The sequence below is a fragment of the Saccharopolyspora sp. NPDC002376 genome (genome assembly GCF_053593195.1).
This window is the reverse complement of the sequence record NZ_JBSFBZ010000072.1, coordinates 18,535-33,740: the sequence shown is the minus strand read 5'-3', so window position 1 is coordinate 33,740 and position 15,206 is coordinate 18,535. Positions and strand designations below refer to the sequence as shown.

Here is a 15,206-nt window from a genome sequence, read left to right as displayed (position 1 = left end):
CAAGCACTCCAAGATCAGCACACCGAGCACATGATCAACTACGTTACGAGCGGGCAGCGCCCGGGCCAGATTCACGGAAACTGTGCCAGAGCCAGGATTCACCCGTCAGCGACAACTCCGGGCCACAGCGGAGGGACCGCGGCGTCGAGCTGAACAACGAAAGGAAACTCGGCCCACCGCGCTCAAGCCTCTTCGGCGAGCATGGCACCTGCCGGGCTGCCTACTCTTGCCGTGTGCCGCGACAAACGGAGTACTACCACGACCCGAACGCCCCCGCGGCCAACTCGCTGGCTCCCACCTCGTTCGCGGTGGTACGTGATGCTCAACGTCGGGTCTTGCTAGTGCAGCGCATCGATACTCGGAACTGGGAACTGCCAGGCGGGAATGTCAACGTCGGGGAATCCGCACCCGATGCCGCCGTGCGTGAGGTGAACGAAGAAGCCGGCGTCCTCATCACCGTGACCGGGCTCGCCGGCGTCTATACCGACCCGGGGCACGTCATCGTGTACTCCAGCGGGAGGTGAGCCAGCAGTTCGCCGTGTGCTTCCACGCCAAATCGCTGCGGGGTGACCCGCGCCCGGATCACGAAGAGACGATCAACGCCGCGTGGGTGGAAACCGAAGCCCTGGACGACCTACCCATCCACCCGAGCATGAAACTGCGCCTGGCACACGCACTAAAACAGCCTGCACAGGTGCACGTGGCCTGAGTGCCGCCGCAGCATGCTGTCGCACGAGGCGGCGAGTCCCCGGGAATGCGTGCTTGATCGGCCGGTCTTATGAGGCCATCCTGGCCGGGGCGCGTCGCCAGGCCGGTGGTCCAATCGCGGATGACAGTCTCCGCGCGTCCTCGCCAGTGGTGAAGTGGGCTTCCCCACGGTTGTGTTGCGGGCACTCGCGCCGAAGGCGGCCGCGGCGAGCCAGTGCCCTGGCACGCGCAGCGCCCGCCTGGTTCGCAGGCACGCGGTCAGTTCGCTGTGCAATTCCCCGCCGCCTTGAATGTAGAGCGCCCGATAGACGGCCTCGTGTGAGATCAGCATCGATTCGTCATCGGGGAAGTCGACCCGGAGTCGGTGGGCGATCTGCTCCGGCCCCCACAGAGGCTGCCGTCGCCGATGGGTGCACGGAAGGTTTGCGATGCCTGAAGCCGGCGCGGGGTGGATCGGTGAGGTCGGTCCCGGACCGAGCTACCTCGACGAAGGCTCGGGTGGCCCGGACAACGACTTCACCAACTCCAGCGCCACCTTCATGACCTACGACCTCATGCACATCGCCGCCCTGCTCCGGCAAGCTGGAGGCGTGGCCGCACGCCCACAGCAACCAGCGTTCTGCGTGGGCTGCGGGCTGTCACTTCGGTTCGACCACCCGGACTACCGCTGACGGGTGCGCCCAAAGGAGAGTCCACGATGACTGGACAGGACACGGACCTGGCAACGATGGTCACCGGGCTCGGTTGCGCTGCAATCGTGGATGCCATGGGACGAGCCCACCACCACCGCGCGCACGTGCTGAGCCTGGTCAGCCCCACTCCGCAGCGCCCGATGTTCGGCCCCGCCGTGACCATCGCTTACCTGCCTTACCGCGACGACTTCACCGATACCAAGACCGCAGGATTCGCCGGCTGGTTCTACCGAGCGGTAGGAAATACCCCCGCAGGGGCAGTCCTTGTGCTCTCCAGCGGTGGCTACCCGGACGTCTCGCATGGCGGTGGCACGAAAATGTCCCGCCTGCACAACCACGAGCTCGCCGGGTTGCTCTGCGACGGCCGGCTCCGCGACTTCGACGAACTGGCCCGGTACCGCTTCGCCACCTGGTGCACGGGCGAGGCCACCCGAGCGGGCGGCGACACCGTGATGCCGTGTGCGGCCAACATCCCCGTGGAAGTCGGCGGCGTGTGCATCACACCCGGCGACTACATCTACGCAGACCGCGCCGGCGCCGTCGTCATCCCGGCGCACAGCGTGCGGGACGTGCTGACCGAAGCGCAACACATCCAAGCCGAGGACGTGGACTTCCGGGCTCAGATCCGCAACGAGGACCCTTCAGCGCTACGGGCAGGAAGGCGCTTCGGGCGGCAAGAGCTGTAGTGATCTCGCCTGCCCGGCGTGCCGCCCATTCCGGGCTGTCAAAATGTCCAAGCCACAGGACGCACTCGTCACAGTGCAGTCGCACAGCAAGTTGCTCGGGGTGCGCGGCGTCGCCGAGACGTGCGGTAACAGCCGCCAGCACTGTGTGGTCGAACCGGTTGCCCGTACGCCTTCTACGCGATGGTCTGCTACTGCGACGTCGGCGACAACCGTCTCGCTCGCGAGCTCTCTGCCGAGGTGATCCAGGTCGAGGTCACTCATCAGGTGACCGCCTTACCCAACGGCGCCGCTCGAGCTCGTCGTCGTCGACGAAGACCAGCATCGGCCGACCGGGAGCCATCATCATCGTCACGAGGAAACGCAGAGGGATGTCGGTGCGGTTGTTGGCGTCCTGAAAGTGGATTACGTTTCCGCCGGGTTCCCAGAATGCCTCGCCGGCCTTGATCAACCGCGGCGGCTCACCCTCCAGTTCGAAGACCATTTCGCCCTCCAGCACGTAGCCGAAACAGGGCCCGCCGGGGTGGCGGTGCGGCGGGATCCCGGGATCGCCGGGCGGCCACTCGATCACCAGGGTCATCACTTCGCCGTCCGCCGGCCGAAAGGACGGCGTGACGCTCTGAAGCACGGTCATCGCGTTCTGCACCTTGTCGTTGGCGTCCTGCTTCGACATCGCTTCTCCTTGGTTTGTCAGACCGTTGCACCACCGCCGTCGGTGTGCAGTGTCGATCCGGTGATGAAGCTCGACCGGGGCGGCCGGCTATCGCGCGCCAGCCGCCAGCCACTGGTCGAACGTCGTCGGGGCGATGCGGGCGTTCTCGCCGGGCAGCAGTACATTGCCAGCCATCGACTCATCCAGGGGGCCCGACCACGTGGGAACCAGCTTCACGTTGCGGCCGAGAATGTCGTTGGTGCGGCGGGCCATGTCGACGAGGTCTTGCGGCTCAGGACCGGCGACGTCCACGTAGCGGCCCTGCGGCTCCCCGATGGCGACCTCGGCCAAGACATGAGCTATGTCGTCGGGTGCGATCGGCTGAACGAGTAGCGGGGCGATGATGGCGACGCCGTCGCGCTCGGTCCAGCTAGTAGCCAACGCCGCAAAGTCGTGAAATTGCGTGGCTGGCACAATCGTCCACGGCACGCGGCCCTCCTCGATCAGGCGCTCTTGCTCGCGCTTGCCCGAGTAGTGGGCAGTACCGCCTTCGATCCGGTGGATTCCGACGATCGACAGCAATACGTGGTGACGCACGCCCGCGCGTTCCTCGGCGGCGAGAAGATTTCTCGTGGTAGTGCCGAAATAGTCGCGAGTCTCGGCGGCGCTGATCGGCGGCGAGCTGATGGCATCGACCACCGCGTCAACCCTTTCGAGCGCCGCGTCCAAACCCTGGCCCGTAATCAGGTCAACGCCTAGAGAGCGGCTGATGCGAACCACCGCGTGCCCCTCGCGCTCAAGGAACGAGACGGTGCGGGCGCCGATATTGCCGGTCGCACCAGCCACAGCGATTCGCATGGTGAACCTCCGGTGAGGGCGTGACCACCTCCTGGACGATGCTGCGCCGCGCTGCCCAGTCCCGCAAGCTGCCGTCTATCCGGCCGGCATGGCCCTCGACGTGGACAACCGTACGTACTACGCCCTTCTCCGCGGCGTAGCCCGACTCTTAATCCGTTTGTCAAGCGGCTGCGGTGAGGCGAGGTGTGAGTTTGAGTTGGTAAGGGCGGTCGTCGCGCAGCAGTGCCCACGGCACGTTGACACGTCGGCGGGCCAGGGTGAGCACGGCTTGGGTGTGCCGTTGCCCTCGGCGCGTTTGCGGTCGTAGAACCGTTTGGACACGGCGCAGGCACGGATGCTGATCGGCGCAGACGTGTAGAAAATCCGTTGCAGCGGACGCCTGTAGCGCTGGGGCCGGTGCAGGTTGCCACTGATACGGCCGGAATCGCGGGACCCTACGGGGCCGGACATCTCAAACGGTAGGGACGACTGACCGTCCTGGGTGTTTGGGTCTTTCGGCTCTTCCGTGCTTTGACCCTGGCCAGCATGTTGGCGGCAGCCGATGCTGATGGAATCCCGACATGCTGAGCGGCTATCGATCGCGTTCTGCTCGGCGTGCCCGATCAACGGATGGCGCTGGTTCGTGAGCCGTGCTGGGGAGGGACTGCGATGGGTATCGTGTCGCCTGGTTTTCAGGGGCGGCCGCGTACGACCAGGCCACACTTACCGCCGGGCCAGTACCTGATCGAGGATTTCCCCGTGTTGTCCGCGGGCCCGACGCCGCGGGTTCCGCTGGATGAGTGGGAGTTCGTGATCACGACGGAGACCGGGCAGGTCCATCGCTGGTCGTGGCCGCAGTTTCAGGAACTGCCCAGGGAGACGCGGAAAGTGGACATCCATTGCGTCACCAAGTGGTCGAAGCTGGGCACGATGTGGAGGGGCGTGTCGCTGGACACGCTACTGGCCGAGGTGGACACGGCGGCAGATTTCGCGCTGATGGACTCCTACGGTGGGTACATGACGAACCTGCCGTTGGAGGATCTGCTCGATGGCCAGGCGTGGATCGCCTACGAGTACGACGGTGCCGATCTTTCACCCGAGCATGGAGGTCCGGCCAGGTTGCTCGTGCCGCATCTGTACTTCTGGAAATCGGCGAAGTGGGTGCACGGCATGCGGCTGCTGCTGGAGGACGAACCCGGATTCTGGGAGACCATCGGCTATCACGATTACGGTGACCCGTGGCGCGAGCAGCGGTATCAGGGCGACTGACCGGCCGACTGAGCTGGCGGGTCGCGCGTCTTGTCGACTACCGCGACGAGACGCCCACGGCACGCACGCTGGTGTTGGACGTAACGGGCTGGCCGGGACATTCGGCCGGGCAGCACGTCGACCTCCGGCTCACCGCCGCTGATGGTTACAGCGCGCAGCGCAGCTATTCACTGGCCGTCCCCGCGGGCGGTGATCGGCTGGAGCTGACGGTGCAGCGGGTGCCCGATGGCGAGGTGTCTCCGTACCTGACCGAGGTGTACTCGGTAGGAGACCCGGTGGAGGTGCGCGGACCCCTCGGTGGCTGGTTCGTATGGCGCCCGACAGAGACCGAGCCGGTGCTGCTGATCGCGGGAGGATCGGGCATCGTGCCGTTGATGGCGATGGTGCGGGCGCGTCGGGCGGCCCGTAGTCGTACACCGTTTCGCTTGCTCTACTCGGTCCGCTCGCCTGCTGAGGTGTATTACGCCCGGGAGCTGGCTCAGCCGACGCGTGGGGACGACGGCCTGGACGTGACCTACGTGTACACGCGGTCGGCGCCGCAGGGTTGGACCGGGAAGCTCGGAAGGATCGGCATCGCGGACATCAACCGTGGTGGCTGGCCACCGGAGTTCGAACCGAGCTGTTTCGTCTGCGGCCCCACGGGTTTTGTCGAAACGGCCGCCAACATTCTCGTGGCGCTGGGCCACGCACCTGGGCGCATCAAGACCGAGAGGTTCGGCCCGAGTGGAGGATGACATGACACAGCCGAACACCGAGCAGCACGTGGACGGCAACGCCCTGGCCGGGCCTTTGGCGGAGGTCTTCGCTGTCGATGTCACAGCCGCCATCGAGCGTTGCATGCACTGCGGGCGCACCGGCCCGGTCGCTACACTCCGCGTCTACCAGCGCGCACCCGGACTGGTCGCCCGATGTCCAGGCTGCGACGGGGTGGTGCTGCGCCTTGTCCGGGGACCGGATAGGGCCTGGTTGGACCTGAAAGGCACGATGAGTCTCCAGATCCCGCTGGCAGGTTCCGGTTAGCCCGTACCCTTCCACGTGTGGTGGTGCCGTCCGATATGCCGGGCCAACAGCGACGACGAGGCCCTCGATCCTGCCAACCGTCGCGGCTACGTCTACTCCCGTGACACGGATGTCTCGCACAGCAACGGCCTATCCCGCACGTCTCGACAGCGCGGCCGATCAATCATCCGGCCGCCTCCGCGCGGCGCTACGTGGTTTCCGCCGTGCCTCCGCGGCGCTCGCTTGAGACGCGCTTGCGAAGCAAGGCGAGGGCGGCAGCTGGGAACAGGAGAACCGACAAGAGACCCGCGCAGATCAGCGCCGCCGCAGTCACCGGAGTCATCAGGCCGAGCGCGACGCCGATCTGCGTCGCGGCAACCAAGAACGGCAGCGACGTCGCCTGCAGCAGCCCGGCCGCGACCGAGGAACGTGTGCCAAGCGAGCGCTGGTAGAGCAGCGCTGGAAGCCCGCGCACGAGCAGCAGCGCGAGCAGGAATAGCGGCACTCGAAGCAACGCGGACGGAGTCGCGATCAATCCTCCGAGGTCGAGCTGCACACCGCTGGCGACGAAGAACACCGGAATCAGGAACCCGTACCCGATCGCCTCCAGCTTCGTCCGGAAATGCGGGTGCGTAGCCGAGTCACGATCGACCAAGCCCACGACCGCACCAGCCAGAAACGCGCCCAGGATGCTCTCGAGGCCAAATCCCTCGGCGAGCACGACGAAGGCCACGAGCAGCACGACCGCCGCACGGACCCGGATCTCCGCGGTGGTGTCCTGCAACCGCAGGAAAAGATCTCCCAGACGCATTGACCGCCCTGCTAAAGCCACCGCCATCCCGATGGCGGCCACGAAGGCGACGAAGACGATCAGCGACACGAGCCGGCCTCCGGTGCTGCCGCCGGACGTGGAAAAGAGCAGCGACAGCAGGACCACCGCGGCGAAGTCGGCCACGGAGGACGCTGTGATCGTCGTTTGTCCCATCGCCTGGTTCGCACGCCCCGCGTCCTTGAGTATCGGGACGACGAGACCGAGCGATGTCGCGGACAGCGCCACCGCGATCAGCATCGGGTCACGCACCCAGCCCGCCGCGCCGAACGAGAAGCCCACCGCCACGCCGATCGCCAAGCTCACCATGTAGCCGATCAAGGCCACTCGCAGCAGCGGCCCGCGCAGGCGACGGAAGTCGACCTCGAGCCCCGCGAGAAACAGGAGGAACGCCAGCCCCAGCAACGCGACGACCTGCACCGCCTGATCCGTGCGCACGAGTCCCAGTACCGATGGCCCCACGATGACCCCGGCAACGATCTCCAGGACCACAGACGGGATCCGCAGCCGCGGTGCCAGCCCGAGCAACAACGGCGCCAGCAAGGCGATGATCGTCAGTATCAGAAGGTTCCCGAAGCTCGGCATCGTCAACCCCCGCTCAACCGCTGGCCCACCTCGAGCACGCGCCGTCATACCTCGCTGGCTGCGGAAAACGTAGGCACCGCGTGCACGAGTTGTTTCAGCGGCGCGGCGCCGACGATCGCGATCGTGGCGGATTGCAAGAGCTCCTGCACGCCCGGACCGGTGAACGTGGCACCGAGAAGGTCGCGCTCCACGTCGACGGCGAGCTTGCGGTCTCGCGCGGTCTTCCGCAGGCACCGACCGGCGGGAGGCCAGGCGCTCTCCGGAGGTTACCGACTCTCTCGCCGCTGTCGCGACTGGCCATTCACAGAACTTCACACGAGGCGGCGAGCCCCTGGGGATGCGTGCTTGATCGGTAGGCGATGGCGTTCGACCGGCATGTGCTAACCGAACCGGTTGCCGTGGTATTCGTCGTGCGACGCCCCCAAGCAGGCGCAGCCCACGTGTTGTCGTCTCGCAGCCAGGTGCGCACCACTTGGCGATGGTTCCAGCGGTGGGAGGTTCCATTAATGCCGTCCCGCCAGATCGGAGCAAGCGTCTGATTCGGTCGCGCTGTCCGTGACCTGGGCCACAGGTTGCCTGTGTTTGGCTGGTGGGGGCCACGGCCAGTCTCCAGGACGTGGCGCAGGCGGGCGTGGCCGTGGTCGAAGTCCGGAGCTGGAGTCGTGAACCCGGTGCGCTGGCCATTGCTCGTTCCTGAACCACGTCAGGCGCGGTGCCCACCGGTTGACGGGCCGGGGGCGGATCGTCTGATCCGTGGTTTCTGTAGGGCGCGAGGTTGGGATACTCGAGGAGCGAGTGATCGTCCTGGTATCCGGCCCGGGATCCGGCCACGAGCAATGTGGTGTCGGGTGCCGCTGTAGAAGCGGGAGGCCTGGCTGGGTGCCAGGCCTCCCGAGTTGGACGTTTTACGGATTATTGGGTCTTAGCCCGCTAGTGGGTGCTTCTCGCCGGTGAGGGCGGCGAGTGCGGTGGCGACTTCGTGGATGCTTGCTCGGGTGTAGGTGGTGGTGCTTCCGCCGTCACCGTTGTTGTTGTCGGTGTGGCCGGCGTAGGCGCGGGCGACGGCGTAGCCGAAGTTGCGTTCTACCCAGGTCAGAGTGGTGTGGCGGAGCCAGTGGGTACTGATCTGTTGGGTGGCGACCCAGGGCAGCTTTTCGCCGAGCCGGGTCCAGAGGTAGTCGTAGCGTCGGTAGGTGATCGGGGCTCCCTTGATGTAGCGGAGGAGTTGTCCGCCTGATTTCGTGGCTCCGCGTTGTTCGGCGTGTTCGCGGAGGTGGGTCATGAGGGTGGGGGAGACCGGTTGCCAGCGGACGGTTCCGCCTTTCTCGTGGAGCATGATCAGGCAGTTGTCGGGGTCGAGGTCCCGGGGTGTGAGTGCTAGTGCTCCGCCTCGGCGGCAGGCTGTTTCGGTGTGGAGCCGGATGATGAGGCTGTCGAGGACGGGATCGTTGCCGGTGGTGGCGGCAGTGTGGTTGATCTCCTCGAGCCGGGAGTCCGGCAGACCGCGGCGTGTGGTGGGCAGGCGGCGCGGCTTGGGCACCTTCTTGGCGGGGTTGTCACTGATCAGGTCGTCGGCCACGGCGTGGTTGTAGAGGCAGCGCAGGGCGGCGATGAGGTGCTCGGCCGCGCCTTGTCCTCCGCGGGCGTTGCGGCGGACGACCACCTGGCTGCGGGTCCTCTCAGAGAACTGTTTGATCTCCAGCGGTGTTGGTTCGTCCAGGCGCCGGTCGCCCCACTCGGCTTCCACACGTTTCCAGTAGGAGCCGTACACGCGGCGGGTTCCGGCGCTGACAGCGGCAGAGACCTGGGGAATGTATTCAGCGAAGGTCGGAGCGAGCGGCCGCGCGGACGGGGTGCTGACGAGGTCATCCACCGAGACCCCGAGACGCCCGAGCAGCAGCTTGGCCGCCTCGATCTCCTCCGGACTGGCGCCTGACGTGTTCTCGGTCATGCCGGCTCACCGCCCCACAGCTCGGCGTGACGTTGCTCCAGGGCCTCGTCCACAGCAGTGAGGGGATCGACCAGCAGCATGTCCCGCCGTGGGTCGGCGACGAGTAGGACGCAATCCCCGGTATGGATGCCGCAAGCAGCTCTCGCGGTCGCCGGGATCGTGATCAGCGGTGTACCGGGCAGCCGGTGGACCCCACCAGCGTCGGGCTGCAACACGACCGCTCCCGAGGTGACCCGGATGGTCAGGCTCTGACCGGGTTGCCACTCCAGGGTGTGCAGGACCGGTCGGGCCGAGACCCGGCCGGAGGAGTCCATCCGGACCATGCCGTAGGTCACCGGCAGTTCACGGCGCCGGGCAATGACCGGAAGAGGAAGGCTGCGGCGCTCCGCGCTTCCCGCCGGGGTAGAAGCGCCATGGTCGGTGGCTTCGGGTGGCACCAGGCCCGTGACGATCTGCTCAGTCATGGCCACCACCCCGATGACCAGCACAAACCAGGGGAGAACAGATCTGTAGACACCGAAAATCGCGACGGCCGAAGTGCCGTCGCGATACCGTGTTCAAGTGTTCGCTGTGTTGGGGAAATTTCACGCGATTTTGTGTCCGAGGGGGGGACTTGAACCCCCACCAGTGGGAGGAATCCCCGAACCGGGGATTCGTCTCCATGGCGGCGATGTTAGTGCTGAGCGTCTCGCCTGTCCAAAGTTTCGGCCTGCTTCTGAGTGCTTACCCCGATCAGACGGAGCTGTCGTTGCGTTCGTGCCGGTCGGCTAAGCCGATCCCGTGGATGCGGGGCCGAGACCGTAGAACCCGACGGCGAAGCCAGCGGCTGGGAACCATCCTCACGGGCGCGGGGCCGAGTGGTCCGGCATGGCTGCCGATGACGTGCTGTGGGAACCATCCCCGCGTTCGAGGGGCCGAGGTCCCAACAGGTCCGCCCGCCGCTGGCCCTCGTGGCGCCCGCACTGCCTCCGACCCGATCGCGCTGGCTGAAGGCACCCGGCTGCGCGCGGCGGTGGACCGCCCCGCTGGTCACCACACGGACGCGATGACCACGACGCTGGATGCCCTACAGCATCTCGAGCTGCGCCGATCCGAGCACTGCACGCACGCCGCGTAGCTGTTCCTGTCTGTGGGCTACGCCGCAGCGCTCGGGCAGGACCGCGCCCGCAGCGCCGAATTCCTTGGCGAGGCTGCCCGCCTGGTCGAGCATCTGCCCGGGATACCGACCGGCGCAGTGTGGCGGCCAACGTGCTCTCGCACTGCATCAGCGTTGGACTCGCGCTCGGCGACGCCGGTTCGTCACTGTGGCAGGCCAGATCCATCACCACCTCGCTGGGGATGGTGCCCATGGTGGAGCGCCGCGCCCGGATCCTGGTCGACGTCGCCCTGGCCTGGCAGCAGTGGGGCAAGCCCGAGCATGCGCGGCACGTTGCTGCGCGCCGCGCAGCGGATCGCGCCGGACGAGGTCGCTACCCGGGGAACCGCCCAGCGACTGCAGCGGGAGCTGACCACGCACTGACCCGACCGTCCCGGGGTGACGGTGTTCGGCCGATCGTGTCGCGGCAGGGGCCTGCGCTAGCCTGGCGCTTCTCGATCACGGAGGGGTGCCAGGTCCATGGGCAAGCGTCAGCGTCGGCGCAATCGTCAGCAGAGGAAGAACTCGTCGCCGAAGCCGCAGCGGTACTTGGTGCCGAACGCGGAGACGCCGCTGGTCGAGGTCCATTTCGCCCCCGGCATTTCCGAGGACGACAAGGCGATGTGCTTGCGGTATTGGGAGTTTGACGAGCCCGGTACCTGGACGCACCGGGTGGCTGCGCTCGGCGCGCCGGCTCATGTGCAGCAGACGCTGCGGACCTACTGCTGCGCGTCGCTGCTGACGGTGGTGTGCCCGGACTGTTCGGCACCGCTGACGGTGACCACGCGCTCGGAGATGACCGCGACCCGACTGTGGCGGCGTGATGCGTTCCCGACGTCGACGCTGACCTCGTCCTACCCCTGCTCGGAGTGCCGGGAGGCGGCTGCTGAGGTTCGTCGTCAGGAGCAGCAGCGTGCTGCCGCACAGCAGCGTGCCGATGAGCAGCGCGCTGAAGAGGAACGGAAGAAGAACGCTGAGGAGCGGGTGGCCAACGCCAGCGCGTGGCTTGAGGCGCAGGCTGGGCGTGCTGAGCCCGAGAGGTTTCCCGAGCCTCGGGACGCGTTGGCGTTGCTGGCGTTGGTGGAGGTCATGCTCCGCTCCGATGCCGAGTCGTTCGGGCCGTACAGCAGGCTCGGCTACACCCTCGGCGAGTCGGTGCGCACCGACGAGGAGACGCTACGGGAGCTGTTCCGGCTGTGGTGGCTGGTGCCGACGCTACCGGCGACGACCGGCGAGTTCGCCTTCTACGACGACAACACGGTGGAGGGCGTTTACCTGGATCGGATACCGCTGCGGCTGGCGCCCGCGTTGGGCGAGAACACCGTTGGTGTGCGCCGGCACGTCGCTGGCGAGCTCCGGCGCTTTCTGCTGGCGCGGCCGCCAGCGGAGCTGGCCGAGATCGTCGCCGACCTCGAGACCGCGATGGCGGTGGCGTACCTGGATTACTTGCTGGTCAGTAGCTACGAGGAGGAACCGGTTCCTGAGCACCGTGTGAGCGAGGCCCACGAGATCTGCCGGAACACCCTGCGCGACGGGTTCACGTTCGGCCAGCTGCTCGCGGTCATCTGGTCCTCGACGGCGAGCGCCGTGGCGTGGGGGCAGCGCACGCCGGGCCTGAAGTCCGGCAGCGTGTCCTCGGCGGCGGTGACTACCTTGGGGCGGCGCGTCGATTCGGGTCGGGATCGTGCGCTGCCCGAGTACGACCTGCCGAACGCGGTTCCCCGGCCGGCCACCTACGCCACCGCGCTGCGACTGCTGGCCCAGCACGAAGCCGAACGCGAACCACGACAGATCTTCCAGAGCCTGCAGCGGCGCCTCGAAGCGCGAGCGCGGGAAGCGCTCGAGCTCGACACCGAGCTGGCCGCCGCCGCACCGGATTCCGAGCAGACGGCGAGCGCACCGGAGCAGGCAGACCCGACGGCGGGGCCTGATGGCAGCGGCGGGGATCAGCAGGCCCCGGCACTGACCTACGCGGTGGTGAGTGCGGACGGGACCCTCGAGTTCCGCACCGACCTGCCCGAGGTGATGATGCAACGGATCAGCGCCGAAGCCGGTGCGGACGCCGAGCTGCTGGACCAGGTCGTGCTGGACGAGCCGATGACGATCAACGCCTACCTCGCCGAGGAGCCGACCGGAACGGGTGCGGCGCCGAACTCGGTGGCCTACGAGATGTTCTGGCTGCTTGGCCAGCCGCAACCGCAGCTGGCCGGGCCGGTGGCGTTCGTCGGCGTCGAGATCGACCGCATCAGCACACGCAGTCTGGATGAGGAGCACCAGGCGCTGCTGCGCACCGCTCACCAGATCGCCGAAGCGCGGGTGGACGTCGGCCGCCAGCGCGCACCCAGGAGGTAGTCACCGGAGTGCTGGTCCCTGGGGCTGGTCGTCCTGCGGGCCCGAGCCGCCGCGCGCAGCCTGGGGGTGAGGAGGCGTAGGCAGATGAGTGGCAAGCACGCCACAGGTGGGAAGGGCTCGTCGAAGTCGATGCCGATGAGCCGGAGTGCGGCGAGCCGGATCCAGTCGGCAGCTGCTCGTCATCCCGGCTCGGCGTCGGCGCGGTCGGGGTTCGCGGGGCGTGCGCAGAGCGCCGCGGATCGGTCCGAGAGCACCAGGGGTGACGGCGGTTCTACGGGCGGGTGAAGGCCTTGCGGGCGGGGCCGCCGCGCACGTGCTGTGGAGTGCCGGCTGCCGTACGGGGTCGTGTGCGTCGGTCGTGGGCCCGGATCGCTTTGCGCAGCACGCGCCACAGGTCGGAGACTTCTTGGCTGGCTTCGATGTCGGCTCCGCTGGCCACGTACTGGGCCATGGCCAGGGTGGCGCCGCTGAGCTCGTGCCCGCCGGTGCCGCTGTAGTGGTCGAGCGCGGCCAGCGCGGCCATCGTGCGGGAGTCCCGCAGCCGCGCGCGGGTCACCTGTGCGGCCTCGGGCCCGATGTTCTCGGGTTCCAGCTCCACCAGTGAGCGCAGCCACTGGATCAGGCCGGCGTTGGTGACGGTGAGGAACTCGACGCCTTCGATCAGCCGCTCGTGCCGCGTGGTCGTGCGGGTGGTGTGCACGGGGCCGTCTTCGCCGCGCAGCCGCGCCGCGGCCGGCCCGATCTCGTAGAGCGCGTCCAGGGACTGCTCGGCTTTGGATCCGGCCCGGATCTCATCCAGCCGTTCCCGTGTTCGCTGCGCGCGTCGGCGCGCGTCGGCGGCACGGGCGGCGTCCATGGCTTCCAGCTGCACCCGCGAGGCGGACTTGCGTTTCTCCTGCACGTCGTAGGCGCCGAGCGCTTCCTGCCGCGCGTACCAGTCCTCATAGGACAGCACGGTGGTGGGTGGGCGTTTGGGTAGCTGGTTGCTGGTGTAGGTCCAGGTCGCCAGCCGGGCCTGCAGGGCCTCGCCGAGCGGTTTCTGGGGATCCGGTGTGAACGGAGCCGGGCGGCGGGTGCGGCCGGAGTGCTTCAGCGCGTGCAGCAGGCAGTTCACGCTCCAGCTGGCCCGGAAGAACGGCGCGGACAGTTCGCGCAGCTCGTTGTCGCTGATCTGCTCGGGGCTCCACCGCATCGCCTCGCGGAACCGGGCGACGGCCCGGCTAACCTGGTCCCAGGTCCCCGGCGTCACCGATCGCGGCCACGGATCGCGATCCCGGGACTGGGCTTCGTGCTGGCGTTGCTGTTCGAGCGAGGTCGTGATCACCGCGCCGGTGCCCTCACCGGCCTCGATCGGCGGCGCCACCGGCAGGCCCTGGCCGTCGCGCCACTGGTTGAGCAGGTAGCGCACCAGGTCGACACGACGGCCGGTGGAGACCTGTTTCTGCGGGGATCCGTCGGGGCGTTCGTGCAGTGCCCGCACCAGCGCATCCACGCACCAGTCGGCGGCGAAGAACGCTTCGAACTCGACGGCCAGGCGCTCGGGGGTGACGTCGCGCCACCGCTCCATGCGGATGAGGGTCTGGGTGGCCTGCAGCTGGGCGTGCGGGCTCTGCGGGACGATCCGTGTGTGCCAGGCCTCCTGCTCGGACATGCAGGCAACGTACCGAATGCGAGCAGTGGAAGGTCCGGCTCCTCGTTCGGTGTCCAGCGACCCGGGTGCGAAATGAGTTTGTGCGCAGGGACAACGGCCGCCCCGAAGACGATGTCGGGGTGGCCGTTGATCGAGCATACTCACCGGGAGCTGTTGTCGGCGGGCGCGTACGAGGAGATCTCCTTCAGCCGCTCCTTCTGCTCGCGGATCTCTCTTCGAGCGCGTCCACAGGGCTGCCGTCGAAGGGGGGATCACCAGGTAGGCGCCTCGTCGACGCGCTGGCGCGGTTCCGGGGACCGACGCGTTTCGCCGAGCTGCGACTCATCGAGTACGGCGGTCACGGCTGTCCCTCCTTCTCACCAAGGGATCTGTGTCCCGGAACCCAGCAATCGATCAGGATCAACGAAAGTCGCGACACGCGGCGGGATTACATCACCGCGCCGCCGCCGTATCGCGCTGGGTTGACGATCTCTCCTCTGCGGCCGGTCAGCTGACTGGTCAGGATCACCGGGCCCGGCTTGAACCGCGGCTGCGCGGTATGCCGACCGATCAGCACGAGAGTCGGCCAGCAGCCCGAATTCGGTGCAGTGGGTAGCTGGTACCGCCAGTTGACGATGCCTGGGTGAGAGCCGGGTCGGGGCTGTGCTACCTGGGGACGCAGTGTCAGGGCGGAGCGACGGCGAAATTCCGGTGTGCCGAAAACGTTGGTGGTCGCGCTTGGTGCCATGCGCAATAGTCGTCAGGGGAGCTTGGCCTGTTCGTAGCTTCGTCTAGGGCGGAGGATAGCGGTCGCTTCCTTCAGGGCTGCTTCCTGCGGCTCATCGGTTAATCCTGGTTGGTGTAGCCCGGACGTTGCGATGGCA

At 67.5% G+C, this 15,206-nt stretch carries 15 protein-coding genes and 3 pseudogenes; 8 read left to right on the top strand and 10 right to left on the bottom strand.

All coding sequences use genetic code 11. From position 1 onward, the window contains the following. Window positions 1–233: 233 nt before the first annotated feature. Window positions 234–524, top strand: coding sequence for an NUDIX hydrolase (locus ACWCO2_RS32540; RefSeq protein ID WP_450131624.1), 291 nt, complete (start codon window positions 234–236; stop codon window positions 522–524). Further along, window positions 521–709, top strand: a complete 189-nt coding sequence (locus ACWCO2_RS32535) for a hypothetical protein (protein WP_450131623.1) — start codon at window positions 521–523, stop codon at window positions 707–709. Before ACWCO2_RS32540 ends, ACWCO2_RS32535 begins: the two co-directional genes overlap by 4 nt. Before the next feature lie 219 nt (window positions 710–928). Here the strand turns inward: ACWCO2_RS32535 and ACWCO2_RS32530 are convergent. Beyond that, window positions 929–1,096 (bottom strand): annotated as a pseudogene (locus ACWCO2_RS32530) (IS30 family transposase); the annotation flags it as partial. 43 nt (window positions 1,097–1,139) lie between these two features. Between ACWCO2_RS32530 and ACWCO2_RS32525 the strand changes: the two are divergent. After that, a pseudogene (locus ACWCO2_RS32525) lies at window positions 1,140–1,379 on the top strand (flavodoxin family protein); the annotation flags it as partial. A 26-nt stretch (window positions 1,380–1,405) separates the two neighbouring features. Beyond that, a complete protein-coding gene (locus ACWCO2_RS32520) occupies window positions 1,406–2,086 on the top strand; it encodes an RraA family protein (protein ID WP_450131622.1) in 681 nt (226 codons plus the stop codon). A 253-nt stretch (window positions 2,087–2,339) separates the two neighbouring features. On the opposite strand, the gene ACWCO2_RS32515 is transcribed toward ACWCO2_RS32520, so the two are convergent. From ACWCO2_RS32515 to ACWCO2_RS32505, 3 genes and pseudogenes are all read right to left on the bottom strand, one after another. Then, window positions 2,340–2,756 carry a cupin domain-containing protein gene (locus ACWCO2_RS32515; RefSeq protein ID WP_450131621.1) on the bottom strand — a complete coding sequence of 139 codons (417 nt, stop codon included), beginning with the start codon at window positions 2,754–2,756 and terminating at the stop codon, window positions 2,340–2,342. An 87-nt stretch (window positions 2,757–2,843) separates the two neighbouring features. Next, the gene (locus ACWCO2_RS32510) at window positions 2,844–3,593 is read right to left on the bottom strand and encodes an SDR family oxidoreductase (RefSeq protein ID WP_450131620.1); all 750 of its coding nucleotides are present in this window, start codon (window positions 3,591–3,593) and stop codon (window positions 2,844–2,846) included. A gap of 160 nt (window positions 3,594–3,753) precedes the next feature. Further along, window positions 3,754–4,022, bottom strand: a pseudogene (locus ACWCO2_RS32505) (IS110 family transposase); the annotation flags it as partial. A 219-nt stretch (window positions 4,023–4,241) separates the two neighbouring features. Here ACWCO2_RS32505 and ACWCO2_RS32500 point away from each other — a divergent pair. The 3 genes from ACWCO2_RS32500 to ACWCO2_RS32490 are packed head-to-tail and all read left to right on the top strand — an operon-like array spanning window position 4,242 to window position 5,861. After that, entirely contained in the window at window positions 4,242–4,841 is a 600-nt protein-coding gene (locus ACWCO2_RS32500) for a molybdopterin-dependent oxidoreductase (protein ID WP_450131619.1), read from the top strand. Next, complete coding sequence (locus ACWCO2_RS32495; protein ID WP_450131618.1) at window positions 4,811–5,575, top strand: ferredoxin reductase; 765 nt, start codon at window positions 4,811–4,813, stop codon at window positions 5,573–5,575. Before ACWCO2_RS32500 ends, ACWCO2_RS32495 begins: the two co-directional genes overlap by 31 nt. Window position 5,576: 1 nt before the next feature. Further along, window positions 5,577–5,861 (top strand): DUF6510 family protein, encoded by a 285-nt coding sequence (locus tag ACWCO2_RS32490; protein ID WP_450131617.1) that lies wholly within the window; start codon window positions 5,577–5,579, stop codon window positions 5,859–5,861. Window positions 5,862–6,048: 187 nt separating this feature from the next. On the opposite strand, the gene ACWCO2_RS32485 is transcribed toward ACWCO2_RS32490, so the two are convergent. The 5 genes from ACWCO2_RS32485 to ACWCO2_RS32465 form a co-directional block, all read right to left on the bottom strand. Further along, a complete protein-coding gene (locus tag ACWCO2_RS32485) occupies window positions 6,049–7,254 on the bottom strand; it encodes a cation:proton antiporter (protein WP_450131625.1) in 1,206 nt (401 codons plus the stop codon). A 44-nt stretch (window positions 7,255–7,298) separates the two neighbouring features. Continuing rightward, window positions 7,299–7,445, bottom strand: coding sequence for a hypothetical protein (locus ACWCO2_RS32480; protein WP_450131616.1), 147 nt, complete (start codon window positions 7,443–7,445; stop codon window positions 7,299–7,301). Between the two features lie 731 nt (window positions 7,446–8,176). Then, on the bottom strand, window positions 8,177–9,205 hold the full coding sequence (locus ACWCO2_RS32475; protein ID WP_450131615.1) for a tyrosine-type recombinase/integrase: 1,029 nt from the start codon (window positions 9,203–9,205) through the stop codon (window positions 8,177–8,179). Beyond that, the gene (locus ACWCO2_RS32470) at window positions 9,202–9,669 is read right to left on the bottom strand and encodes a hypothetical protein (RefSeq protein WP_450131614.1); all 468 of its coding nucleotides are present in this window, start codon (window positions 9,667–9,669) and stop codon (window positions 9,202–9,204) included. Before ACWCO2_RS32470 ends, ACWCO2_RS32475 begins: the two co-directional genes overlap by 4 nt. 602 nt (window positions 9,670–10,271) lie before the next feature. Continuing rightward, window positions 10,272–10,415: a hypothetical protein gene (locus tag ACWCO2_RS32465; RefSeq protein ID WP_450131613.1), complete on the bottom strand. Its 144-nt coding sequence runs from the start codon at window positions 10,413–10,415 to the stop codon at window positions 10,272–10,274. Window positions 10,416–10,820: 405 nt separating this feature from the next. On the opposite strand from ACWCO2_RS32465, the gene ACWCO2_RS32460 reads away from it, so the two are divergent. Further along, the gene (locus tag ACWCO2_RS32460; protein WP_450131612.1) at window positions 10,821–12,692 is read left to right on the top strand and encodes a hypothetical protein; all 1,872 of its coding nucleotides are present in this window, start codon (window positions 10,821–10,823) and stop codon (window positions 12,690–12,692) included. A 271-nt stretch (window positions 12,693–12,963) separates the two neighbouring features. Here the strand turns inward: ACWCO2_RS32460 and ACWCO2_RS32455 are convergent, their stop codons facing one another. Further along, complete coding sequence (locus tag ACWCO2_RS32455; protein ID WP_450131611.1) at window positions 12,964–14,343, bottom strand: hypothetical protein; 1,380 nt, start codon at window positions 14,341–14,343, stop codon at window positions 12,964–12,966. Window positions 14,344–15,206 lie beyond the last annotated feature (863 nt).